This window comes from Bradyrhizobium sp. LA6.1 (genome assembly GCF_040547805.1).
In the GTDB taxonomy this organism is placed as follows: Bacteria; Pseudomonadota; Alphaproteobacteria; order Rhizobiales; family Xanthobacteraceae; genus Bradyrhizobium; species Bradyrhizobium barranii.
The window spans coordinates 185,194-208,102 of the sequence record NZ_JBEPQK010000002.1 but is presented as its reverse complement, the minus strand read 5'-3'; the positions used below and the strand labels follow the sequence as shown (position 1 = coordinate 208,102).

The window sequence follows — 22,909 nt, the reverse complement described above, 5'->3', positions numbered from 1 at the left end:
ATCAGGCCGAGGCGAGCAGCCGCGGCCGGTTCAGCATCAACGCGACATCAGATGCGGGCCGCGGCTTGCTGAAAAGATAGCCCTGCGCCTGGGTGCAGCCCTCGCGCCGCAGCAGCTCGAGCTGCGCGTCGTTCTCGACGCCTTCCGCCGTGGTGACGATGCCGAGGCTGCGCCCGAGGCCGGTCACGGCGCGGATGATCGCCATGGAATCCTCGCGCGTCGCAAGCTCCGACACGAAGGAGCGGTCGATCTTGATCTTGTCGAACGGGAAGCTGCGCAGGTAGCTCAGCGACGAATAGCCGGTGCCGAAATCGTCGAGCGAGATCCGCACGCCCATGGCGCGCAGCTCGTGCAGGGTGGTCAGCGTCGCCTCGCTGTTCTGGAGCAGCACCGATTCGGTGATCTCGAGCTCGAGCCGCCGCGCTGCGAGCCCTGAGGCGGCCAGCGCATCGGTCACGGATGCGATCAGGTTCTGACTCTTGAACTGCACCGGCGACAGGTTGACGGCGACATCGACATCGTCCGGCCAGGTGGCGGCGTCACTGCAGGCGCTGCGCAGCACGAACTCGCCGAGCTGGACGATGAGGCCGGTCTCCTCGGCCACCGGAATGAAGTTGATGGGGGCGATCAGGCCGCGCTGCGGATGGTTCCAGCGCAACAGCGCCTCGAAGGCGACGACGCGACCGCTGGCGACGTCGCGGATCGGCTGGTAGTACGCCTCGAACTCGTCGCGCAGCAACGCCGCCCGCAAGTCCATCTCCAGCAGCCGCCGCGCCTGCGCGCGCGCATCCATGCCGGTCTCGAAGAAGCGATAGGTACCGCGGCCGTCCGCCTTGGCGCGGTACAGCGCGAGGTCGGCGTTCTTCAACAGCTCGTCCGGATTATCGCTGTCCTGCGGCGACAGCGAGATGCCGATCGAGACGCCGATCACGATCTGATGGTCGTCGATCTCGTAAGGCGCGGAGATCACCTCGACTAGGCGGCCGGCAAGGGCTCGCGCCGCGGCTTCCTCGGAGCGCCCGATCTGGACCACGGCGAACTCGTCGCCACCGAGGCGCGCCACGGTGTCGCTCGCGCCGACAGTGGCCTTCAGCCTGCGACCGACTTCCTTGAGCAGCGCATCGCCGATGGGATGGCCGAGCGAGTCGTTGATGTCCTTGAAGTGATCGAGATCGAGGCACAGCACCGCGAGCTGGTCGCCCGACTTCGCCCGGCCCAGTCCCTGCTCGAGCTGCTCGTGGAACAGCACGCGGTTCGGCAGATTGGTCAGCGCGTCATGGCGCGCCATGTGCGAGATCTTGGCCTGCGCCTCCAGCCATTCGGTGATGTCCTCGAAGGTCGCGACCCAGCCGCCGCCCTGCATCGGCTGGTTGACGACGCGGATGGAGCGACCCAACCGGGTGACGACCTGGCTGGTCGTGCGGCCCTCGCGCGCGTCGACCACGAGGCGCGCGAAGAATTCGCCCGCATCGCCCTGCCACTGGCCCTTGGCCTGCTCCTCCCGCAACACGTCGACGAGCAGGCGGCCGGCGAGCGGAATGTCGGTGCGGCCGAGCAACGCTGCGTAGCGCTCGTTGAAGAGCTGGATCTTGCCGTCCGCATCGAACATGCACAGTCCCTGCGACATGTTCTCGAGCGCGGTATCCAGCACGACCTGCTGGCGTCCCAGTTCGCCCTTGGCACGGCGGTCGAGCAGAGCCGCCGCGAGCGCGATCGCGATGATCGCAGCGGCGGCGCTGGCGGTGAGGATCGACAATGAGGCCGGCGGGATCGACAGGCCGCTGATCACGACCGCAGGATCCGGCGTCAGCTCCACGGCGCCCATGGCGGTGAAATGATGCGAGACGATGGCAAGCGTCAGCAGCACAGTCGCGCCGAGCGCGCCCGCAAGGCTGTCGCGGCGCCCTGCAACGACCAGGGCAAGCGACCCGAGGACGATGCCGAGCACGATCGAGACCGTCACTGTGCCGGTCGTCCAGCCGATGTGCGCGGGAATCTCGAGCGCCATCATACCGGTGTAGTGCATGGCGGCAACGCCGCCACCAACGACGGCGCCGCCGAGCGCAACCAGGCCCGCCCGCGTCACCGACACCGAGATGCTCAGCCCGATGAAGGTGACCGCGATCGCGAAGATCAGCGACAGGACCGTCAACGGAATGTTGTAAGCGCCGCCCGCACCCGGACCGTAAGCCTGCATCGCGATGAAATGGGTCGCCCAGATGCCGCCGCCGGCGACAACGGCATCAAGCGCGACCCACGATACGCGAGCTCCCCCGCGCGCCGCACGCGCGCGGTGGAACAGGCTGATCGCCGCCGCGCTGGCGAGCAGACATACCGCTCCGCCGAGTGCGACCAGACGCCAATCATGCTGATCCGTCAGGCAGTAAAGAACTTGATACATTGCCGGCCCCTATTCCAACCGCACTAGAGCCGGCAGAGATGGACAGTCGGTAACCGGCTATGCGCCGGTTTCGGGAATGGTGAACAGAGAATGTGTGGGATCGCTCACATTGAGCGCCCTTGCGCCTTTGCGTCAGGTGCATTTGCGCCGAGGCCGATCACGGCGGCGGCGAGCAGCAGGACGGCCGCCGATATGATTAGCGACTGGTGAAGGCCCGTCATGAATGCACTGTCCGAAGCCACCAGCGAGCCGAACAGCGCGACGCCGAGCACGCTGCCGGTCTGTCGCGTCGCGTTCAGGACACCGGCGGCGATGCCGGAGCGCGCCTTGTCGATGCTGCCGAGCAAGGTGGAGGTCAGCGGCGGCACCAGCAGGCCAAGTCCACCGCTGATCGCGATCATCTGCGCAAAGATCGCCCAGTAGCTGGTCCCGGCTTCGGTCCAGAGCAGCCCGAGACAGCCGAGCGCCGAGATACAGGCGCCGACCACGATGGTCGGGCACGAGCCGATGCGCTCGGCCACACGCGGCGCCAGCAGGTTGACGGGCAGCACCGCCCCCATCATCGGCACGAAGGCGAGCCCGGTCCACCAGGCCGACAGCCCGTTGATCCTCTGGAAATACAGGCTCAGCACGAAGATCAGGCCGTAGATCGCGATGTTGACGAGGAGGCCGACGATCGTGGTCAGGGTAAACAGCCGGTGACGGAACAGCGACAGCGGCAGCATCGGCTGCACGGTGCGGCTCTCGCGCCAGACGAAGAGCACCGCGAATGCGGCTGAGGCAACGAATGCTGCGATCACGGCTGGATGGCTCCAGCCGAGCGCGCCAGCTTCGATGATCGCGCCGGCAAGCGTGCCCAACGCGGCGATCGCGGCGAGCTGGCCGGGCAGATCGATCTCGCGCGCGCGCGACCGCGTGGTCTCGCTGGCGTAGCGCCAGCTCAGCCACAAGCCGGTAAGACCGATCGGCAGGTTGACCAGGAAGATCGCGCGCCAGCCGACCAGCGTGATCAGCGCGCCGCCGACGAAGGGACCGGCAGTCAGCGCCAGGCTCGCTCCGGCGGCCCAGACCGCCACGGCGCGGCCACGCGCGCGGGCGTCCACATAGGCATGATTGAGCAGCGCCAGGGAATTCGGCACCAGGATCGCCGCCGCCAGCCCCTGGACCAGCCGCGCTGCGATCAGCACGGCCGCATTGGGCGACATCGCGCAGGCGAGCGAGGCTGCGGTGAAGATGGCGAACCCCGCCATGAAGATGCGCTTGGCGCCGATGCGGTCGCCGAGCGCACCGGCGGTCAGAATGAAGGCGGCAAAGGCGATGGTGTAGGCGCTGACCACCCATTGCAGCTCGGCGACGCCGCCGCCGAGCGTTTTGCCCATCGGATCCAGAGCGGTGTTGACGATGGTGACGTCGAGCTGGACCACGCCATAGCCAAGGCTCATCGCGGCAAGCGTGAGGGATGTCGCAAGGCGCGAGCCGACACGCTGCGCAGCGGCTCCGCCGTCGAGGGGTTCATATTTGATGGTGCTGGCTCGCATGCTGCCGCCTCGGTTGCAGCCCCATGCGAAACATACGCTTCCAGCCCGCCGTCATGTTTCGACAATGACCGAATGATGGATGCGTCATACGCGAACGCCGCGCGGGATGACCGCGCGACGCCTTGCGCGGCTACGCCCAGCCTAGCTCGCCGCGCGCAGGTTGACCTTGCTCTCGGCGAGCGTGGTCAGCTTCCTGTCGGTCGCCTTCTCTTCTTCCAGCGTCTAGGCGAGCACGGTGGCGCAGTCGTTGCGGCCGAGCTGCTTGGCCCAGGCGACCAGGCTGCCGTAGCGGACGATCTTGTAATGCTCGGCGGCCTGGGCCGCGTTGATCAGGGCGGCGTCCAGCACCGCCTTGTTGGCGACTTCACCGGCGGTCTCGTCGGCTTCCTCGATGATGCCGTCGATGGCCGGGCAGTCGACCGCCTTCACCTGCGCGCCGTGCATCTTGAATACTTCCTCGAGCCGCTTGACGTGATGCCTGGTTTCTTCGAGGTGCGTCAAAAAGCCCTGCTTCAGCTGCGGATCGGTGGCCTTATCTGCCATTTTCGGCAGCGCCTTGGTGAGCTGCTGCTCGGCATAATAGATGTCCTGAAGCTGGTGCACGAACAGGTCGTTCATGGTCTTGATGTCTTTTGTGAACAGTCCCATCGTTCCGATCCTCTCGGTTTCGGGAACACGGAGGCGTCGGCTCGCACGAAAAGCCGATGATTCCGCCATGTTCGATTGCTGATGGAGCGCTAACCGGCGCACGGTACCGACGTTCCCAAAAAGCTCGCATCGCTTGCGTTGGAACAATGCCGACTGCGGGCGGACACGAAATCATGTCAAGATGCGGACGCGCGTTCCAGGCAAGTGCCCCGACTCATATGCTTAACGCGCGCCCGATATGAACCACATATGACAAAAGCGGCGGTCCACCGCAGAACCTATCGGTCGAACGCAGAACCTATCGTTGTCAAGGGCTGCACAAGTCGCTGTTTTTGCCTTAAATGAGCTACATCATGCCTAGCGGTCGATGCCCATTTCGGGCAGTGATCGCACCCGACCGGCCAATGTCTGGCCGATCGGTCTTGCCCCCCGCCGGGAGGATGAATGCACGGACTGCTGCCCGCGCTGAAGCGCGGCTTCAAGAGATGGATCGGCTGGCGACGGCTCGGTGTTGCTGCGAGCGTCTTCATCATCGCCTTCGCGATCACCACGCTTGCGCGCACTCTCAAGGACATCGATACCGGCGTCATCCTGACCGCGTTGACCGAGATTCCCCGCGGGAATATCGGGCTGGCGGCGATCTGCGTCGTCTTCGCGTTCTGTACGCTGACCTTCTACGACTATTTTGCACTGCGAACGATCGGCAAGAAGCATGTGCCCTATCGCATCGCAGCACTCTCCAGCTTCACGTCCTATTCGATCGGCCACAACATCGGCGCCACCGTTTTTACCGGCGGCGCGATCCGCTTCCGGATCTATTCGGACTACGGGCTGAACGCGATCGACGTCGCGAAGATCTGCTTCCTGTCAGGCCTGACCTTCTGGCTCGGTAACATCTTCGTGCTCTCGATTGGCATGGTCATCCATCCGGATGCAGCCTCATCGATGGATCAACTGCCGTCGTCGATCAACCGGCTGATCGGGCTCGGCGGCCTCGCCTCGATTGGCGCCTATCTGGTCTGGCTCTGCATGGGCGAGAAGCGCCGCGAGCTCGGCCAGAAGGGCTGGAAGGTGGTGCTGCCCTCGGCGCCGCTGACGCTGGTCCAGATCCTGATCGGCGTGGTCGATCTCGGCTTCTGCGCGACGGCGATGTACCTGCTGATGCCGGCCAATCCGTCGATCGACTTCATGTCGCTGGCGGTGGTGTTCATCCTGGCGACGCTGATCGGCTTTGCCAGCCACGCGCCCGGCTCGATCGGCGTGTTCGATGTCGCCATGCTGGTCGCGCTGCCCGAATTCGGCCGCGAGCAGCTTCTGGCGACCCTGCTGGTCTTCCGCATCCTCTATTTCGTGATCCCGTTCGGCCTCGCCATCTCCATCATGGGCGCGCGCGAGCTCTGGATGAACGTGGTCGAGCCTTGGCAGGAGCGGCGGCGGCTGGCCGAGGCCTGCGCGCAAGGCAACCTGCCCAAGCAGGTAGCAGCGATGGAACGCGAGCGGTCGTTGCGACAGGCCAGCAAGCGGTAAGGCGGGCGGGCGACCGTCAGACAGAGGTTGCGGGCGGCGCAGCAATGCTCTCTTATTTCCGCCTCAACTTTGCCGTTGAACACGCGGGCCATGATCCCTTTTTCCTTTCGTACCCTTCCCGCAGGCCTCCTGCTGCTTGCCGGGATTCTGACGTCTTTGCCGCTCGAGCGCGCCGCCGCGCAGGGCGCCGGTGCGATGCAAATATCCTGGGAGGTGCGCAACCGCTTCCGCCTGTTCCGCGAGGAGCGCGACTTCCAGCTCCATGTCGAGAACGCGCGTAACCGCAGCATCCTCGCCGCCGAGCAGTCGCTGGAGCTCCAGAGCGAGGGCCGCGGCTGGGCCCGCAACATGGTCAACCGGCTTTGCATCGACCTCCAGGGCCGGGTCAACCAGCCCTGCACCCGCGACAACGTCAAAGAGAATTACCTCACCCCGACCGATCATCCGGTGACCGTGCGCCTGACCGGCGCAGTGCCGGTCGGCGCCACCTGCGCCTGGTCGTTCGACGACGGCGACGGGCCGCAGACCTCGACTTTCGATTGCGCCGAGCCGATTAACCTGCGCGTCCGCTACGGCAAGCAGACGGTCGCGAGCGTCGACGTCTCCTCCGGCTCCGATCCGACCCAGCGCGTCCAGGCCGAGATCCAGGTCCGCGACATCTTCGTCGCCGGGCTCGGCGACAGCATCGCCTCCGGCGAAGGCAACCCGGACCGGCCGCTGGCGCTGTCGGACGAAGGCTTCTGCTTCCGCTCCTATCTCGGTACCGCCGGTGCGCAATACTACCGGCCGAGCCGCGCCGGCTATAAAGGTGGCCGCGCCTGCGAAGCACCCGACACGCTCGCCAACTGGCAGCATTACGGCGCGCTCTGGTTCAACTCGCCCTGCCACCGCTCGCTCTACAGCTACCAGGCCCGCACGGCTCTCGCGCTCGCGGTGCGCTACACCCACATCGCGGTGACCTTTCTGCCACTCGCCTGCACCGGCGCCAGCATCGGCGACGGTCTGCTGGGCTCGCAGCGCGCCCGCGAATGCCCGCCCGGCAAGACCGGCGTCTGCAACACCAGCGTGAACGCCCAGGTCGCCGAGCTGCGCGAGGCGCTCACCGCGGCGAAAAAGCGCCAACCGGACCGCACGCTCGATCTCGTGCTGCTCTCGGTCGGCGCCAACGACGTCTATTTCTCCGGCCTCGTCGCCGACGTCATCGTCGACACCGCGACCGAGCGCGCGCTGTTCCGCCGCTCCGGCGTAATGGCGAGCGTCGACGATTCCCGCGATGCGCTGGCGCGCGAGCTGCCGCAGAATTTCGCCAAGCTGCGCGAGGCGCTCAAGCCGCTCGTCGGCGGCGACCTCTCGCACGTGGTCTATGTCTCCTACGCCAATCCCGCGCTCGCCGATGGCGGCGTGCCCTGCCGCGGCGGCCGCGCCGGGTTCGACATCCATCCGTCCTTCAACGCCGATCCGCAGCGCCTCGCCCGCGTCTCGACCTTCGTCGACACCGAATTCCTGCCGCAGCTGAAGGGGCTCGCCACGTGCACGCGCGGCGCACTGTGCCGCGATCCCGAAGCCGATCGCATGACCTTCGTGGACTCGCACCAGGCAGTGTTCGCCGATCACGGCTTCTGCGCCCATGCGGGCAACGATCCCGAATTCGACCGCACGTGTTTCGCCGAGAACGGCCAGAGCTTCAATCCCGATATCGTGAGCGCGGCGAGCCAGCCGATGCTGTGCGGCCGCGGCGCCTCGGAGTATCGCGCCTACCTGCCGCGCGCGCGCTGGATCCGCGATGCCAATGACAGCTATTTTGCCGCGATGACCTATCCGCAAGGTCTGCCGGCGGCGAGCCAGCCGACCGACATCCACGACGCCACCTGGGGCGTGCTCTCCGCCGTCTACGGCGGCGCCGTGCATCCAAGCGCGGAAGGCCACGCCGCGATGGCGGACGCAGCACTGCCCGCCGCAAGCAGCGTGCTCGGCCTCGATGCTGTGCCGCCCGGCGTGACGCGCGGACTGTTGGCGCCGCTGCTGGGCACGCAGCAATAGCACGACACTGCTCCCACATACTCGGTGTCATCGCCCGCGAAAGCGGGCGATCCAGTACTCCGTGACAGCGGTGATTGAATCGAGAGGCTGCGGCGGAATGGATTCCCCGCTTGCCGCCTACGCTGAAGCTTCGGCGCCCCTAGACTGAAGCCCCGGCGAAGCCTTGGCGTAGCCGGGTCGCGGGGAATGACAGTGGTGTGCGGAGCACGACCTCGCGCATCACCATCGCACATTCTCGTCACCTCACGATCGTTCCCCGCACCTGCCGTTCCATCGATCCAAAAACGGCATCGATCGATACTCCCTTGAACTTGGACACTTTGCCGCGCGCGCCTCTAGGAGTCGCAGTGAGGAAACATTTCGAGTTCTAAGGAGGCGCGTGATGAGCGCAGTGGTGTCGTCCGCAGCGGACGTGAGGAGGTCTCGCGTCAGGCTGTTCATCGTGACCATGTTGTTCCTGGTCACGACCGTGAACTATGCCGACCGCGCCACCCTGTCGATCGCGGGCCCCGCACTCTCGAAAGAGCTGCATCTCGATCCCGTCGCCATGGGCTGGATCTTCTCGGCCTTCGGCTGGTCCTATGTCGCGGCGCAGGTGCCGGGCGGCTGGCTGCTCGACCGCTACGGCTCGCGCCTCGTCTATGCCTTCAGCATCATCGTCTGGTCGCTGTTCACGATGATGCAGGGCTGGGTCGGCTTCCTCAGCGCCGGCGCCGCCATCATCGTGCTGTTCGCACTTCGCCTCCTTGTCGGCGTCGCGGAAGCGCCCTCGTTCCCCGCCAACGCCCGCATCGTCGCCGCCTGGTTTCCCGGCAATGAGCGCGGCACCGCATCGGCCTTCTTCAATTCGGGACAGTATTTCGCCACCGTGATCTTCGCGCCGCTAATGGGCTGGATCGCGCATGATTACGGCTGGCGCTTCGTGTTCTTCGTGATGGGTGGGCTCGGCGTCATCATGGGCCTGGTCTGGATCAAGACCGTCTACGGCCCGAAGGAGCATCCCGGCATCAACGAGGCCGAGTTCGATTACATCAAGGAAGGCGGCGCGCTGGTCGATCTCGACGCGCCCAAAAACGATCTGGTGCAGGAGCGTGCGCCCGAGTCCGGCTCCGGGTGGGATCACATCCGCCAGTTGCTCTCCAACCGCATGATGCTCGGCGTCTATCTCGGCCAGTACTGCATCAACACGCTGACCTATTTCTTCCTGACCTGGTTCCCGGTCTACCTCGTCAAGGAGCGCGGCCTGTCGATCCTGCAAGCCGGCTTCGTCGCGACGCTGCCCGCGCTGTGCGGCTTCATCGGCGGCGTGCTCGGCGGCGTCATCTCCGACGCCATCCTGCGCAAGACCGGCTCGCTCACCATGGCGCGCAAGATCCCGATCGTCGGCGGCATGCTGCTGTCGATGTCGATCATCGCCTGCAACTATGTCGACGGACAGGCGCTTGTGGTCGGCTTCATGGCGCTCGCCTTCTTCGGCAAGGGCATCGGCGCGCTCGGCTGGGCGGTCGTCTCCGACACCTCGCCCAAGGAAGCCGGCGGCGTCTCCGGCGGCCTGTTCAACACCTTCGGCAACCTCTCCTCGATCAGCACCCCGATCGTGATCGGCTACATCCTGGCTGCGACCGGCTCGTTCAACGGCGCACTGCTGTTCGTCGGCGCCAATGCGCTGGTGGCCGCGTTCGCCTATCTCGTGGTGGTCGGCAAGATCGAGCGGGTGGTGCTCAAACGTTCCTCCTGAGGGCTCCCACGGGAGCTTGACCAGGCAACTCAACGGCGGCTCCTCAGCCGCCGTCTTTGTTTTGGGGATGATCGATGCTAGAAGTGCCGGGGAAACGCCTTATCCATCTAAGGCATGTATCGATGTTCGACCTCAACCAGCTCCGCTGTTTCGTCACGGTGGCCGAAGAACTGCATTTCGGCCGCGCCGCCGCGCGGCTGAACATGACCCAGCCGCCGCTGTCACGGCAGATCCAGGTGCTCGAGCACATCATCGACGCGCCCTTGCTCGAACGCACCAGCCGCTCGGTGCGCCTGACCCCGGCTGGGCGCAGCTTCCTGCCGGAGGCGCGGCGCATCCTGAAGCTCGCCGAAAGCGCCTCGCAGGTCGCCCGCCGCATTGCGCTCGGCAAAACCGGCTCGCTGAAAATCGGCTTCACGGCGGCTGCCGCCTACGGCTTCCTCCCGGAGCTCGTCGCCGCCTGCCGCGCCAAGCTGCCCGAGGTCGATTTCTCGCTGAAGGAGATGGTGTCCGGTGATCAGTTCGAGGCGCTCAGCTCCGGCCAGATCGACGCCGGGCTGTTGCGGCCGCCGATAGCGCGCCCCGAAGTGGCCAGCCGCCGTGTCGTCGCCGAACCCCTGCTCGCCGCGATCCCGAAGAAGCATCCGCTGGCGAATGCCGAGACCATCACCATCAAGGACTTCGACGACCAGCCCTTCGTGATGTACTCGCCCTATGAGAGCCGATATTTCCACGATCTCCTGGTGGCGCTGTTCACCCGCGCCGACGTGCTGCCGCGCTATGTGCAGCATCTGAGCCAGATCCATTCGATCCTCGCCATGGTCCGCGCCGGCCTCGGCCTTGCCATCGTGCCGGCCGCGGCCGCGAGCCTGAAGATCTCCGACGTGCGGCTGCGGCCGCTGAAGCTGCGCACCCGCGTTCCCGTCGAGTTGTTCATGGTCTGGCGCCGCGACGACGAGAATCCGCTGCTCTCCGCGCTGGTCAAAATCGCCGGCGAATTGTCCTCGGCGGAGGTGGCGGACGATTGATGCTCAATCCGCATCGGTCGATATAGGCTTTGGCTTGGACGCGCATCGAACGGTCTCCTAAACAACGGCGCATGGACGCGCAGGCCTTCGGCCCGCGTCCTCCACAACACGCAATTAAGGGAGCAGCGCCCATGAGCAAGATGACCCCGCAGGAAATGGCCCAGAAGATCGGATCGGGCCTCCTGTCCTTCCCCGTCACGCCCTTCAAGGCGGACTATTCCTTCGATGAGGCGACCTACCGCGCCAATATGGACTGGCTGTGCGGCTATGACGTTGCCGGCCTGTTCGCCGCCGGCGGCACCGGCGAGTTCTTCTCGCTGACGCCGACCGAGGTTCCGCAGGTGGTCAAGATCGCCGTCGACGAGACCAAGGGCCGCGTGCCCGTGCTCGCCGGCACCGGCTACGGCACCGCCACCGCGCGCGAGATCGCGATCGGCGCGGAAAAGGCCGGCGCCGACGGCCTGTTGCTGCTGCCGCCCTATCTGACCCATTCCGAGCAGGACGGCCTTGCCGCCCACGTGGAAGCCGTGTGCGCCGCCGTGAAGATCGGCGTCATCGTCTACAACCGCGACAACGCCATCCTGCAGCCCGATACGCTGGCGCGCCTCGCCGAGCGCTGCCCGAACCTCGTCGGCTACAAGGACGGCATCGGCGACATCGAGCTGATGACCCGCGTCTACACCAAGCTCGGCGACCGCCTCACCTATATCGGCGGCCTGCCGACCGCGGAAACCTTCGCGCTGCCCTATCTCGACATGGGCGTGACGACCTATTCCTCGGCCGTGTTCAACTTCGTTCCAGAATTCGCCACCAACTTCTACGCCGCGGTGCGCAAGCGCGACCATGAGACGATCCATGCCGGCCTGAAGAACTTCATCCTGCCGCTGATCGCAATCCGCAACCGCAAGAAGGGCTATGCGGTCTCGATCATCAAGGCCGGCATGAAGGTGATCGGCCGCGATTCCGGCCCCGTCCGCCCGCCGCTGACCGATCTCACCGAGCAGGAGGTTGCGGAGCTGACCGCGCTGGTGAAGAATCTCCCCGCCATCCGATCGTCACAACAAGCTGCAGAATAACAGACAACAACAGGGAGGAGCGTGCAATGGCCCAGACTGAGGTCTCCGGCGCACCGGTCGTCACATCGATGCAGGTGATCCCGGTCGCGGGCCGCGACAGCATGCTCCTCAATCTGAGCGGCGCGCACGCGCCGTTCTTCACCCGCAACATCGTCATCCTCACCGACAATTCCGGACACACCGGCGTCGGCGAGGTGCCGGGCGGGCAAAAGATCTGGCAGACGCTCCAGGATGCCCGCGATCTCGTGATCGGCAAGACCGTCGGCGCGATGAACAACATCCTTGCCGACGCCCGCACGGCGTTCGCCGACCGAGATGCCGGCGGCCGCGGCAAGCAGACGTTCGACCTGCGCGTGATGATCCACGCGGTCACGGCGATCGAATCCGCGCTGCTCGACCTGCTCGGCCAGCACCTCAACCTGCCCGTCGCGGCGCTGCTCGGCGAAGGCCAGCAGCGCAAGAGCGTCGAGACGCTCGGCTATCTCTTCTTCGTCGGCGACCGGCGCAAGAGCAGGCTTGACTACGTCAGCGGCGAGACCGGCAAGCCCGAATGGTTCAACCTGCGCCACCAGGAGGCGATGACGCCGGAGACCGTGGTGCGGCTCGCGGAAGCCACGCACGACCACTATGGCTTCGCCGACTTCAAGCTCAAGGGCGGCGTGCTTCGCGGCGAGCAGGAGATCGAGGCCGTCACCGCCATCGCAAAACGCTTCCCCAACGCACGCGTCACGCTCGACCCCAACGGCGCATGGTCGCTCGACGAGGCGATCAGCCTCTGCAAGGACATGCACGGCATTCTTGCCTATGCCGAGGATCCCTGCGGCGCCGAAGCCGGCTTCTCGGGTCGCGAGATCATGGCCGAGTTCCGCCGTGCCACGGGCCTGCCGACCGCGACCAACATGATCGCGACCGACTGGCGCCAGCTCTCGCATGCGCTACGCTTGGGGGCAGTGGACATTCCGCTGGCCGATCCCCACTTCTGGACCCTGCAGGGCTCGGTGCGCGTCGCCCAGACCTGCCGCGACAACGGCCTGACTTGGGGCTCGCACTCCAACAATCACTTTGACATTTCACTCGCGATGTTCACCCATGTCGGCGCCGCCGCGCCCGGCAAGGTCACCGCGATCGACACCCACTGGATCTGGCAGGACGGCCAGGCGCTGACCAAGGAGCCGCTCCAGATCAAGGACGGCAAGATCGCCGTGCCCGAGCGGCCGGGCCTCGGCATCGAAATCGACCGCCCGGCCATCGAAACCGCGCATGAGCTTTACAAGAAGCATGGACTCGGCGCCCGCGATGACGCTACTGCCATGCAGGACCTGATCCCCGGCTGGACCTTTGACGACAAGCGTCCCTGCCTCGTGCGTTAAGAAAATCTCGGAGGACTACATGACTGCGATCCTGAAGAACTTCATCGGCGGCGAATGGGTCGACGGCTCCGGCGTCACCAAGAACATCAACCCCTCCAACACCAACGACCTCGTCGGCGAGTACGCCAAGGCCGACAAGGCGCAGACCGAGAAGGCGATCGCGGCAGCCAAGGCCGCCTTCCCGGCCTGGGCGCAGTCGACGCCGCAGGTGCGCTATGACGCGCTGAACAAGATTTCTCTCGAAATCCTCGCCCGCAAGGAAGAGCTCGGCCGCCTGCTCGCCCGCGAGGAAGGCAAGACGCTCCCCGAGGGCATCGGCGAGGTCGCCCGTGCCGGCCAGATCTTTGCATTCTTCGCCGGCGAGGCGCTGCGCCTGATGGGCGAAAAGGGTGCCTCGGTGCGTCCCGGTCTCGACGTCGAGCTCACCCGTGAGCCGGTCGGCGTCATCGGCATGATCACGCCCTGGAATTTCCCGATCGCGATTCCCGCCTGGAAGATCGCGCCCGCGCTCTGCTACGGCAACACCGTGGTGTTCAAGCCGGCCGAGCTGGTGCCGGGCTCGGGACATGCGCTGTCCGAGATCATCACCCGCTCCGGCATTCCGGCCGGCGTGTTCAACCTCGTGGTCGGCTCCGGCTCCGTGGTCGGCCAGACCCTGCTCGATCACCCGGATGTGGCCGCGATCTCCTTCACCGGTTCGGTGCAGACCGGCCGCAAGATCGCGCAGGCCTGCGTGCTGTCGAACCCGATGAAGAAGTTCCAGCTCGAGATGGGCGGCAAGAACCCGCTGGTCGTGCTCGACGACGCTGACCTCAAGACCGCCGTCGAAGTCGCCGTCAACGGCGCCTATTTCTCGACCGGTCAGCGCTGCACCGCCTCCTCCCGCCTGATCGTCACCGAAGGCATCCACGACCGCTTCGTTGCCGCTGTGGCCGAGCGCCTGAGCGGCCTGTCGGTAGACGACGCGCTCAAGGCTGGCGTGCATATCGGCCCCGTCGTTGACCAGAGCCAGCTCGACCAGGACCTGCGCTACATCAAGATCGGCCAGGACGAAGGCGCAAAGCTCGCCTTCGGCGGCGAGCTGCTCAAGCGCGAGACGCCCGGCCATTACCTCCAGCCGGCGCTGTTCACCGAGGCCAACAACAACATGCGCATCGCGCGCGAGGAGATTTTTGGCCCCGTCGCCGCCGTCATCCGCGCCAAGAACTACGAGGAAGCGCTGGCGATCTCCAACGACACCGAGTTCGGCCTCGCCTCCGGCATCTGCACCTCCAGCCTGAAATACGCCTCGCACTACAAGCGCAACAGCGAGTCCGGCATGGTGATGGTCAATCTGCCGACCGCCGGCGTCGACTATCACGTGCCGTTCGGCGGCCGGAAGGGTTCGAGCTACGGCGCCCGCGAGCAGGGCTCCTATGCGCGCGAGTTCTACACCACGGTGAAGACCGCCTATACCTATCCGGGCTAACCACGGGCAAGATATCGAAGGGTGGGCAAAGCGAAGGGTGGGCAAAGCGAAGCGTGCCCCCCGCTTACCTTCGGTGTGAAGCATGGTGGGCACGGCGCGTTGCGCCTTTGCCCACCCTACGACTTCAGCTTCTGAGGCAAAGCAGATGGACCAGGACGTCGCAGCGAAAGAGCAGCCCCGCTACATCAAGCTCAACGAGCGCGACAATGTCGCGATCGTGGTCAATGATTTCGGGCTTCCCGCCGGCTCCCGCTTCGCCAGCGGGCTGACGCTGCGCGCCTTCGTGCCGCAAGGGCACAAGACAGCGCTGGTCGATATCGCGCAAGATCAACCGATCATCCGCTACGGCGAGGTGATCGGCCACGCGTTGTCGCCGATCCTGGCCGGCGAATGGGTCGACGAAGCGCGCATCCGCATGCCGGAGGCCCCTGCCCTCGACAAGCTGGAAATCTCGACCGCCGTCCCCGCGCCGCTGCCGCCCCTCGAAGGCTTCACCTTCGAAGGCTTTCGCAACTCCGATGGCTCGGTCGGCACCAAGAACATCCTCGGCATCTCCTCCTCCGTGCAATGCGTCAAGGGCACGATGGAATACGCCGTGAAGCGCATCCGCGCCGAACTGCTGCCGAAATACCCGAACGTCGACGACGTCGTGCCGCTGACGCACGCCTATGGCTGCGGCGTCGCCATCAATGCCCCCGATGCGGTCGTTCCGATCCGCACGCTGCAGAACATCGCGCAGAACCCGAATTTCGGCGGCGAGATTTTGGTCATCAGCCTTGGATGCGAAAAGCTCGCGCCCGAGCGGCTGGTGCCGGAAGGCGTCAGCGATGCCATCGTGCGCATACAGGACGAAGCTTTCGACGGTTTTGGCGCCATCGTCGATGCGATCATGACCCAGGCCGAGGCTCGCCTGAAGATCCTCAACAAGCGCACCCGTGAGACCTGCCCCGCGGCCGATCTCGTCATCGGTCTGCAATGCGGCGGCAGCGACGCGTTTTCCGGTGTCACGGCCAACCCTGCACTCGGCTTCGCCGCCGATCTCCTGGTGCGTGCCGGCGCGACCGTGATGTTCTCGGAAGTGACCGAAGTGCGCGACGCGATCCAGCTCCTCACGCGACGCGCCATCAACGAGGACGTCGGCCGAGCGCTGGTGCGCGAGATGGCCTGGTACGACTCTTATCTCGCCCGCGGCGGCGCCGATCGCAGCGCCAACACCACGCCCGGCAACAAGAAGGGCGGCCTCGCCAACATCGTCGAAAAGTCACTCGGCTCGATCGTCAAGTCCGGCTCGTCCGCCATCACCGGCGTGCTCTCGCCCGGCGAGAAGGCGACGCAGAAAGGCATGCTGTTCGCAGCAACACCCGCGTCCGACTTCATCTGCGGTACGCTCCAGCTCGCTTCCGGCATGACGCTGCAGGTGTTCACCACCGGCCGCGGCACACCCTACGGTCTTGCGGCTGCGCCCGTGATCAAGGTCGCGACCCGCACCGAGCTCGCCCGCCGCTGGAAGGATTTGATCGACTTCGACGCCGGCGGCATCGCCACCGGCGAGAAGACCATCGAGGAAACCGGCTGGGACCTGTTCCGCCTGATCCTCGATGTCGCCAGCGGCCGCACGAAGCCGTGGTCGGACCGTTGGGGCATCCACAACGACCTCACGCTGTTCAATCCGGCGCCGGTGACCTGAGGCCGGGCCAACCGGCCTCACTGACCGTCGATCAGGTGCATGTCGCCGAGCGTGACCGGCAGACTGCGCGTAATGAGATCCGCGACCGCCGCGCGTAGCCGTTCGTTCGCAGCCGGCCCCTCGAACGTCGCGTCGATCGGCCCGCTGGGTCCGGCGAGCCGCATGGTCCCCGTGTTGTCGAGCGGCGCGGCCGCCCGCTTCTCGATCACGTCGAACGACTTGCCGTCGATCACGCGCACCTCGTACAGCGCGTGGATCAGGCCGTAATCCGCAAGCAGCGTCCGATATTGGGCGAGCCCGATGCCCTCGACGTTGCGGCCGTTGCCGAGCTTCGATCTGGCCCGGGTGATGACGATGTACGCATCCAACCCCTGCGGCGCGACATCGCTGCGAACCAGCTCCTTGAACGGATCGCTGCGCAGGAGATTGACGGGCGCAACCGCCGAATCCCTGATCGCGGCAAACGCGGCGCGCCGGTAGCTCACCGCCTGCACGCGAAAGCGTCCACCGAGCAGCTTCGTCGCCTGCTGGACGATCAGCTCGTCCAGCCCCCAAGCGCTGATCGAGAGGCTTTGCCCGGCGTTGCCGAGCGCGATCAGGCCGGCTTGCGTCAGGCTCATCTCCTCGCCGATGGCCGAGACGATGCCGACGGTCTTGATCGCCTGGAGCCGAGTCGCGCGCGTCTCGAACGCGGCGGCCGCGCCGAGGGCGATGCAAGCGACCGCCAGGCCAACCCATAGAAAAGCAATGCGGCGCATGGTGACCTATCGAATCCTGAAATCGAACGAATAGGACGCACCGAGGCCGATCGTCGTCTGGTTCGACGATCCCCGCAGCTTCACGAGCGGGCTGTCTGCGGCGTCGCCCAGCAGCTTCTCATACTCGACATAAGCATGGACTTCCCACTGCGGATTGATGCGATAGGAGATCTGGCTGCCGAAGCCGACCGAATGCGCACCGCCCCTGGCATCGTACATCGGCAGCCCGGACGCCACGGACTGCACGGCGTCGACGCCGAAATAGGGCGCAGTCGCCTTGGTGCTTTTCCAGGTGAAGCGCGGGCCGGCCGAGATCGTGAGCCTTTGGATCAGCGGCACGATGACGTCGGCGGAGACATCGGCGACCGTGCCAGTATGACCGCCCATGCCCTGGCGCAATTCACTGCGCAGGCGCAGCCAGTCGACCGGAAAATATTCGACGAACCCACCGAGCTCGTATGCGGCCTTGACGTCGCCAAGGCCGGTCAGCTCGGCATATTTGTCGCTCTTGCGCGACGCGACGTATTTGAACGCAGGGCCGGCGCGAAAATTGCCGACGTCGAGCAGCGCGATGCTGGCGCTGTCGCGGGGCCCGCGAAACTGGTCGACCGATCCGGCACGGCGAATGGAGAAGATCGGGATCGGCATGAGCTTCCCGTTCTTCGATCCGACGAAATCAGGCGTGTACTCTCCGCCGATGCCGACCATGACGGTCCAGTTGCCGGAAGGTGACGGCAGCATCGGCACGTCGAACGGCGGAGCCGGCAGCGTGAACGCCGTCTGCGCCGATGCGGACTGCGCGATCACCATGATTGTACCGAGTGCGGCAAGACACGCGGTCGTCCGCCGCGCATTCACCGTGAGGCGGAGAGCGGCTTCGTCAAAATGCTTCATTACGGGGCCCCGGACCGGCCTTGCTGGCCTGGTCGACTCGTGTGGTTAGGAGCCACAGCATGTGGTCCGGCAAAATTGCCCCAAGATTGCAAGGCGCAGACAGCGCCCTGATCCATTCGCGGCGCATGCCGGGCGCGCCGCCGGACCAATATTGCCCGAACATTGCCGGGCCGCGCTCACGCTCCCAAACTTTGCGCGCTAGAGCCGATCAGCGCCCTCGTTCCTGCCTTTTATTCGCCAAGCTCGCTGCCTTAATGGGAACCCTGCGCACGAGCCGGAACGCCAGACTTCGGCCAGGGAGCGTCACGCTCAGGGTTTTGTTGCCCCAGCAGAGTCAAGGACGACCCGCGTGCGCTCCCTCGTAATCGAAGACGAACCGCAGATCGGCGCCTATGTCAGCCGCCTGCTCGGACAATTGCACGGCATTGTCGACGTCGTCGGCTCGATTGCCGATGCCCGTCAGGCGCTGGACAATTTCAAATATGATCTCGCGATCATCGACCGGATGCTGCCCGATGGAGATGCGCTCCAGGTGGTGACGGCGCTGAGCCGATCGGCGGACCGTCCCGCGATCATCATGCTGACCTCCAAGGACGCCAAGGAGGATGTCGTCGACGGTCTCAATGGCGGCGCCGACGACTATCTCGGCAAGCCGTTCGAGCCGCAGGAGCTCATTGCGCGGGTGCGCGCCGTGTTGCGGCGCCCCCGGCAACTCGCGCCCTCGGTGCTGTCGCTCGGCAATGTCGAGCTGCATCTCGGCAGCAACGAAGCGGTGGTCGCCGACACGAAAATCCTGCTGCGCCGGCGCGAGGCGCTGATCCTCGGAGCGCTCCTGATGCGCCGCGACCGCGTCATCACCCGCGCCGCCCTGATCGAGGAGATCTACGGCTTCGACGACGAGATCGAATCCAACACGCTCGAAGCGCAGGTCTCGCGCTTGCGGAAGAAACTGACCGAGCTCGGCGGCGATGTCGAGATCCGCAGCATGCGGGGCATCGGCTACATCCTGCGGCTGGCAACACCGCGATGACGTCGATTGCCCGAACGTTTGCCCTGTCGCTCGGCATCGCCGCGACGACGATCTTCCTGATCATGCTCGGTGTCTTCATCTGGCGCTACCCGATGGAGGAGCGCGAGTTCAGGGCTTGCCGCATTGTGGTCGCCGTTCTCGATCGCGCTACGGTGATCGAAGGGCAAAACCTGACGGTACGCCCGACTCCCGCCCTCGAGGAGCTTAAAGCGGACAGTCCGAACCTCTGGTACGTCGTGTCCGCGGGCGATCTGGTCAGCGAATACGGTAGCGAACGCCGGCCCACCCTCCCCTTCGCGTTTCCCTATCACGGGCCGATCGGCTCGTCCGTCTTCAGCACACTCGACCAGAAGAACACCTTTTGTCTCGCCGTCGTGCACCGGGGCTCGTTGCAGCTTACGATGATGGTCGGCGAACCCAAGGTTCGCTTCGGCCGGATTGCAAGGAACTTCCTTGTCCGCAGCATTTTCGCGATCATCACGCTGGCGCTGGCCTTTGCGGCGACGGTCGCCATCGGATCAATGCTGGCCGCACGGTTCGTCTCGCGCGGCATCGAACGGGTGGCGCGTCGCGCGCTCGCGATCGACCCATCGGCCCCGCAGGGCCTGATATCCCTGTCCGAAGTCCCCACCGAGCTGAAGCCGCTGGTCGCGGCGCTGAACCGCGCCTTCGGCGAGATCGACGCCTACATCAGGATGCAACGCCGCTTTCTCGGCAACGCCGCCCATCAGCTGCGCACGCCGCTCACGCTGCTGCGCGCGAAAATCGAGGACGTGCCCGAGCCGGCGCTGAGGGTGGAGTTGGTGCGCGACGTCCGCCGCCTGACGTCGCTGGTCTCCGCCATGCTTGACCTCGCGCGATTGCAAAATCACGCGATCGAGAAGCGACCGATCGATCTTGCCGAGATCACGCTGGACGTGCTGGCCGATTTCAGCCCCTCGGCGCTGGACGCCGACATAGAGCTTGCGCTGGAGCACGCCGAAGAAGGTCCGTTCCTGGTGCAGGGCGTCGACGCCGCGGTACGCAGTGCGCTTGCCAATCTCTTCGGCAACGCACTCATCCACGCCCATGGTGCGCGGCGCATCGTTGCGACGGTTAGCCGCGGCGACATCTCGATCGACGATGACGGCGCGGGCCTGCCCGACGGCGCGGAGCACAGGCTGCTCGAGCCGTTTCAGACTGGCAACAGCGCCGGTGACGGCGCCGGCCTCGGCCTGTCGATCGTCCGGGAGATCATGGCCGCGCACGGCGGCGAGTTGGTCATCTCCTCCGCGCCGGGTCGCGGCACGACGATGAGCTTGCGCTTTCCCGAGGCCACCGCGACGACCAGATCGCCGCACCTCGATCTGCAAACGGGCTGACAAGTCGTTTCGAGCCTCGGCGAAACCGTCCGGAAACATTGGCGCGGAAAACTTCTTCCGCGTTTCGTCCTGTCGCATCACGCAATCAAATAGATCCGCCGGCGGCGGTCGAATGTTCGCACACAAGCGAACCTGGCGCGGTATCGCCGCGACCAAACCTCCGATTGCCATCTTCCACGGAGATTTTCCAATGCGCGTTCTTTCGATGATTGCCGTTGCCGGCGCCATGATTGTGAGCTCGGCCGGCGCATTTGCCGGCGAGCTTCCCTCTTACGAAGTGAAGTCGTTTCCGATTTCGACGACCCAAGTGCAGGTTCTCGGCGGCGCCGGGGTCGAGGAGCAGTCGATTGCGCCCGCGATGATCGTCGCCGGCATGCCCGCCTCGCCCGCGCAAGTGTCGGTGCTGTCGCCGCGCGTCAAGCGGCTGGCGAGCGCCAACGCCACGAGCGAAGAACGCTGAGACAGTTTTCGACCCCGGCTGCCCTTGCCGGGGTCGTAGCTCCCGCCGTCAGCGTGAGATATAGCCTGCAGCGATCGGCTTGAACCGATAGATCAGATACGGCGTCTTGTTTTCCGCCTTGCCGCCATGGAACATGGCGGCTGCGGAGACCTGAGACGCGGACACGTACATGTACCCGTCGGGAGAGGCAGTAATTCCGTCCGGCCACACCATGTCCGGATCGCTCAGGTAAGTGCGAAACTTCCGGTCGGCTCCTATGATTCCAATCGATTTGGTCTCGACCGCAGTCAGGTAGATGTTGCCCGCATAGTCGATCGACAGGCCGCCATTGTTCGGCTTGTCCGAGTAGCGTTCCACCCTCGCGCTCAGCTCTTCGGCGGGCAGCTTCTCGTTGCCGAGGTCGGTGGCCTTGATGCGGTACAGCGACCGGCCGCTGAGTGGCGCGAAATAGACCCATTCGGACCTGGCATCCATCGTGATGCCGTCGCAGCCGACCTTGATGAGCGAAGGCTTGCCGTTCTTGCCAGGCACCGTCAGATCATTGCCATCCACGGTGATCGGCACATTTTCAGGGACGGTGGATCGATCGCCGTCCAGCACGCGCCGGGCGGCACCCGTATCCATGTCGATGACGATGATCGCAGCGTGAGAGCCATCGCCACCGGGCCCGATGTTTTCGTCGGCGATGTAGAATTTCCGGTTCTTCTGGTCGATCACGATGTCCTGCGGCTGCGAGCCTTTCACGGTCACGGGCTCCGGCATGTAGTAGATGCGCTCCAGCCTGTTCGTGCGCGTGTTCCAGCCGACCAGCTTCGGAGTGATCTGCGTCCGGAATCCCATGTCGATGATCCACACGACACCGCTTTCGTCGGAACGAAGACCCAGGACGTTATCCAGGTACTGATCGGTGCCCTTTCGTGGCGTATTCCATTCCGCATTTGGAAACGGCTCGAACGTCGTCGGCGATGTCAGCCGCGCCACACGAACGTCGGGACCGAAGAATGGATGGTGACTGAAGATCAGCTGATTGTCCGGCGTAAACGCAATGTTGCCGACCGACTGAGGGAGCTTCGCGAAGATTTCCGCGTTGCCGCCTCCGCTCTCCGCACAGGCTGCGCCCGTGACGATTGCCGCCGACAGAAAAATGACAAGTCGAATTCCTCTCCTCACGCCTTCGCACCGGTCCCTCCCTTTGTTTTCAACGGTTATTCCGGCGCGCATGCGCCCGGCCCGCGCCGGCAACCGCCACAGGATTTCAATGCAGAGACCCAATGCGAGCCGAAGCGGTCGCTCGTTCATCACCGCCTCGCCAATATCGATCTTTGCGAGAGCCACGATGCGCGCTAATTTGGGGACTGACAATTACGCACAGGCCAGTCCTCTAGTATCACGGAGTGAACCATGCAGAAGCTCGGCAGCAAGACGTATGATTGTGCCGTGGGATGCCCCGTGGAGGCCACCCTCGATCTGATCGACGGCAAGTGGAAGGGCGTGATTCTCTATCACCTGCTCGACGATACGATTCGCTTCAACGAGCTCAAGCGGCGCCTGTCCCGGATCACGCAGCGCATGCTGACGCGCCAGCTCCGCGAACTCGAGGCGGACGGCCTCATTCACCGCGAGATCTATGCGGAGGTCCCGCCGCGGGTCGAGTATTCCCTGACGGCGCTTGGGCGCTCGCTCGAACCGGTCGTTCGCATGCTCTGGACATGGGGCAATCAGTATCTCGCGACGGAAGCGGCCCGTGCCGGCGCGGTCGACGGCGCCGTTTCGCTCTCGCCGCGGGTCAGACGGAGCCTGCCGGCAGGCCGCGCGTAGGCGGGCTCCTGCGTATCCACGATGCCTTGCAGCGACTGCAAGTAAATCGCACACGTCGATCAAGACG

17 protein-coding genes and 1 pseudogene are annotated in these 22,909 nt (G+C 65.3%); 12 read left to right on the top strand and 6 right to left on the bottom strand.

Going from position 1 to position 22,909, the window contains the following annotated elements; translation table 11 throughout:
* Window position 1: 1 nt before the first annotated feature.
* The 3 genes and pseudogenes from ABIB99_RS04495 to ABIB99_RS04485 all read right to left on the bottom strand — a co-directional run bounded on the left by ABIB99_RS04495 (window position 2) and on the right by ABIB99_RS04485 (window position 4,587).
* A complete protein-coding gene (locus ABIB99_RS04495; RefSeq protein WP_354174949.1) occupies window positions 2-2,401 on the bottom strand; it encodes a bifunctional diguanylate cyclase/phosphodiesterase in 2,400 nt (799 codons plus the stop codon).
* Between the two features lie 104 nt (window positions 2,402-2,505).
* Window positions 2,506-3,939 carry an MFS transporter gene (locus ABIB99_RS04490; RefSeq protein ID WP_354174948.1) on the bottom strand — a complete coding sequence of 478 codons (1,434 nt, stop codon included), beginning with the start codon at window positions 3,937-3,939 and terminating at the stop codon, window positions 2,506-2,508.
* A gap of 141 nt (window positions 3,940-4,080) precedes the next feature.
* Window positions 4,081-4,587: pseudogene (locus ABIB99_RS04485) on the bottom strand (YciE/YciF ferroxidase family protein).
* Window positions 4,588-5,031: 444 nt separating this feature from the next.
* On the opposite strand from ABIB99_RS04485, the gene ABIB99_RS04480 reads away from it, so the two are divergent.
* The 8 genes from ABIB99_RS04480 to garD all read left to right on the top strand — a co-directional run bounded on the left by ABIB99_RS04480 (window position 5,032) and on the right by garD (window position 16,521).
* Window positions 5,032-6,114, top strand: coding sequence for a lysylphosphatidylglycerol synthase transmembrane domain-containing protein (locus ABIB99_RS04480; RefSeq protein WP_063982249.1), 1,083 nt, complete (start codon window positions 5,032-5,034; stop codon window positions 6,112-6,114).
* A gap of 90 nt (window positions 6,115-6,204) precedes the next feature.
* Complete coding sequence (locus ABIB99_RS04475) at window positions 6,205-8,154, top strand: SGNH/GDSL hydrolase family protein (protein ID WP_071912164.1); 1,950 nt, start codon at window positions 6,205-6,207, stop codon at window positions 8,152-8,154.
* A 382-nt stretch (window positions 8,155-8,536) separates the two neighbouring features.
* On the top strand, window positions 8,537-9,892 hold the full coding sequence (locus ABIB99_RS04470) for an MFS transporter (protein ID WP_063982247.1): 1,356 nt from the start codon (window positions 8,537-8,539) through the stop codon (window positions 9,890-9,892).
* A gap of 122 nt (window positions 9,893-10,014) precedes the next feature.
* Complete coding sequence (locus ABIB99_RS04465; protein WP_063982246.1) at window positions 10,015-10,920, top strand: LysR family transcriptional regulator; 906 nt, start codon at window positions 10,015-10,017, stop codon at window positions 10,918-10,920.
* Window positions 10,921-11,051: 131 nt separating this feature from the next.
* Window positions 11,052-11,996, top strand: a complete 945-nt coding sequence (kdgD, locus tag ABIB99_RS04460; RefSeq protein WP_038952797.1) for a 5-dehydro-4-deoxyglucarate dehydratase — start codon at window positions 11,052-11,054, stop codon at window positions 11,994-11,996.
* Between the two features lie 26 nt (window positions 11,997-12,022).
* Window positions 12,023-13,366: a glucarate dehydratase gene (gene gudD / locus ABIB99_RS04455; protein ID WP_354174947.1), complete on the top strand. Its 1,344-nt coding sequence runs from the start codon at window positions 12,023-12,025 to the stop codon at window positions 13,364-13,366.
* Between the two features lie 19 nt (window positions 13,367-13,385).
* Complete coding sequence (locus tag ABIB99_RS04450) at window positions 13,386-14,834, top strand: aldehyde dehydrogenase family protein (protein ID WP_354174946.1); 1,449 nt, start codon at window positions 13,386-13,388, stop codon at window positions 14,832-14,834.
* Between the two features lie 145 nt (window positions 14,835-14,979).
* Window positions 14,980-16,521: a galactarate dehydratase gene (gene garD, locus ABIB99_RS04445; RefSeq protein WP_354174945.1), complete on the top strand. Its 1,542-nt coding sequence runs from the start codon at window positions 14,980-14,982 to the stop codon at window positions 16,519-16,521.
* 17 nt (window positions 16,522-16,538) lie between these two features.
* Here garD and ABIB99_RS04440 read toward each other — a convergent pair whose 3' ends face one another.
* Together ABIB99_RS04440 and ABIB99_RS04435 are read right to left on the bottom strand one after the other, a co-directional pair.
* Entirely contained in the window at window positions 16,539-17,279 is a 741-nt protein-coding gene (locus tag ABIB99_RS04440; RefSeq protein WP_354126257.1) for a hypothetical protein, read from the bottom strand.
* A gap of 6 nt (window positions 17,280-17,285) precedes the next feature.
* Complete coding sequence (locus ABIB99_RS04435; RefSeq protein WP_354174944.1) at window positions 17,286-18,173, bottom strand: MipA/OmpV family protein; 888 nt, start codon at window positions 18,171-18,173, stop codon at window positions 17,286-17,288.
* 349 nt (window positions 18,174-18,522) lie between these two features.
* Here ABIB99_RS04435 and ABIB99_RS04430 point away from each other — a divergent pair, with 349 nt between their 5' ends.
* From ABIB99_RS04430 to ABIB99_RS04420, 3 genes are all read left to right on the top strand, one after another.
* Window positions 18,523-19,203: a response regulator transcription factor gene (locus ABIB99_RS04430; protein ID WP_071912145.1), complete on the top strand. Its 681-nt coding sequence runs from the start codon at window positions 18,523-18,525 to the stop codon at window positions 19,201-19,203.
* Between the two features lie 92 nt (window positions 19,204-19,295).
* Window positions 19,296-20,564: a sensor histidine kinase gene (locus ABIB99_RS04425; RefSeq protein ID WP_354174943.1), complete on the top strand. Its 1,269-nt coding sequence runs from the start codon at window positions 19,296-19,298 to the stop codon at window positions 20,562-20,564.
* Between the two features lie 190 nt (window positions 20,565-20,754).
* Window positions 20,755-21,024, top strand: coding sequence for a hypothetical protein (locus tag ABIB99_RS04420; protein ID WP_354174942.1), 270 nt, complete (start codon window positions 20,755-20,757; stop codon window positions 21,022-21,024).
* 48 nt (window positions 21,025-21,072) lie between these two features.
* On the opposite strand, the gene ABIB99_RS04415 is transcribed toward ABIB99_RS04420, so the two are convergent.
* Entirely contained in the window at window positions 21,073-22,359 is a 1,287-nt protein-coding gene (locus tag ABIB99_RS04415; RefSeq protein ID WP_354174941.1) for an L-dopachrome tautomerase-related protein, read from the bottom strand.
* A gap of 66 nt (window positions 22,360-22,425) precedes the next feature.
* Here ABIB99_RS04415 and ABIB99_RS04410 point away from each other — a divergent pair, with 66 nt between their 5' ends.
* Window positions 22,426-22,842, top strand: coding sequence for a winged helix-turn-helix transcriptional regulator (locus ABIB99_RS04410; RefSeq protein WP_208087729.1), 417 nt, complete (start codon window positions 22,426-22,428; stop codon window positions 22,840-22,842).
* Window positions 22,843-22,909: the final 67 nt, after the last annotated feature.

Coding starts and splice junctions, on each gene's coding strand:
- ABIB99_RS04495 (WP_354174949.1), bottom strand. CDS start 2,401: ATGTATCAAGTTCTTTACTGCCTGACGGATCAGCATGATTGGCGTCTG.
- ABIB99_RS04490 (WP_354174948.1), bottom strand. CDS start 3,939: ATGCGAGCCAGCACCATCAAATATGAACCCCTCGACGGCGGAGCCGCT.
- ABIB99_RS04480 (WP_063982249.1), top strand. CDS start 5,032: ATGCACGGACTGCTGCCCGCGCTGAAGCGCGGCTTCAAGAGATGGATC.
- ABIB99_RS04475 (WP_071912164.1), top strand. CDS start 6,205: ATGATCCCTTTTTCCTTTCGTACCCTTCCCGCAGGCCTCCTGCTGCTT.
- ABIB99_RS04470 (WP_063982247.1), top strand. CDS start 8,537: ATGAGCGCAGTGGTGTCGTCCGCAGCGGACGTGAGGAGGTCTCGCGTC.
- ABIB99_RS04465 (WP_063982246.1), top strand. CDS start 10,015: ATGTTCGACCTCAACCAGCTCCGCTGTTTCGTCACGGTGGCCGAAGAA.
- kdgD (WP_038952797.1), top strand. CDS start 11,052: ATGAGCAAGATGACCCCGCAGGAAATGGCCCAGAAGATCGGATCGGGC.
- gudD (WP_354174947.1), top strand. CDS start 12,023: ATGGCCCAGACTGAGGTCTCCGGCGCACCGGTCGTCACATCGATGCAG.
- ABIB99_RS04450 (WP_354174946.1), top strand. CDS start 13,386: ATGACTGCGATCCTGAAGAACTTCATCGGCGGCGAATGGGTCGACGGC.
- garD (WP_354174945.1), top strand. CDS start 14,980: ATGGACCAGGACGTCGCAGCGAAAGAGCAGCCCCGCTACATCAAGCTC.
- ABIB99_RS04440 (WP_354126257.1), bottom strand. CDS start 17,279: ATGCGCCGCATTGCTTTTCTATGGGTTGGCCTGGCGGTCGCTTGCATC.
- ABIB99_RS04435 (WP_354174944.1), bottom strand. CDS start 18,173: ATGAAGCATTTTGACGAAGCCGCTCTCCGCCTCACGGTGAATGCGCGG.
- ABIB99_RS04425 (WP_354174943.1), top strand. CDS start 19,296: ATGGAGGAGCGCGAGTTCAGGGCTTGCCGCATTGTGGTCGCCGTTCTC.
- ABIB99_RS04420 (WP_354174942.1), top strand. CDS start 20,755: ATGCGCGTTCTTTCGATGATTGCCGTTGCCGGCGCCATGATTGTGAGC.
- ABIB99_RS04410 (WP_208087729.1), top strand. CDS start 22,426: ATGCAGAAGCTCGGCAGCAAGACGTATGATTGTGCCGTGGGATGCCCC.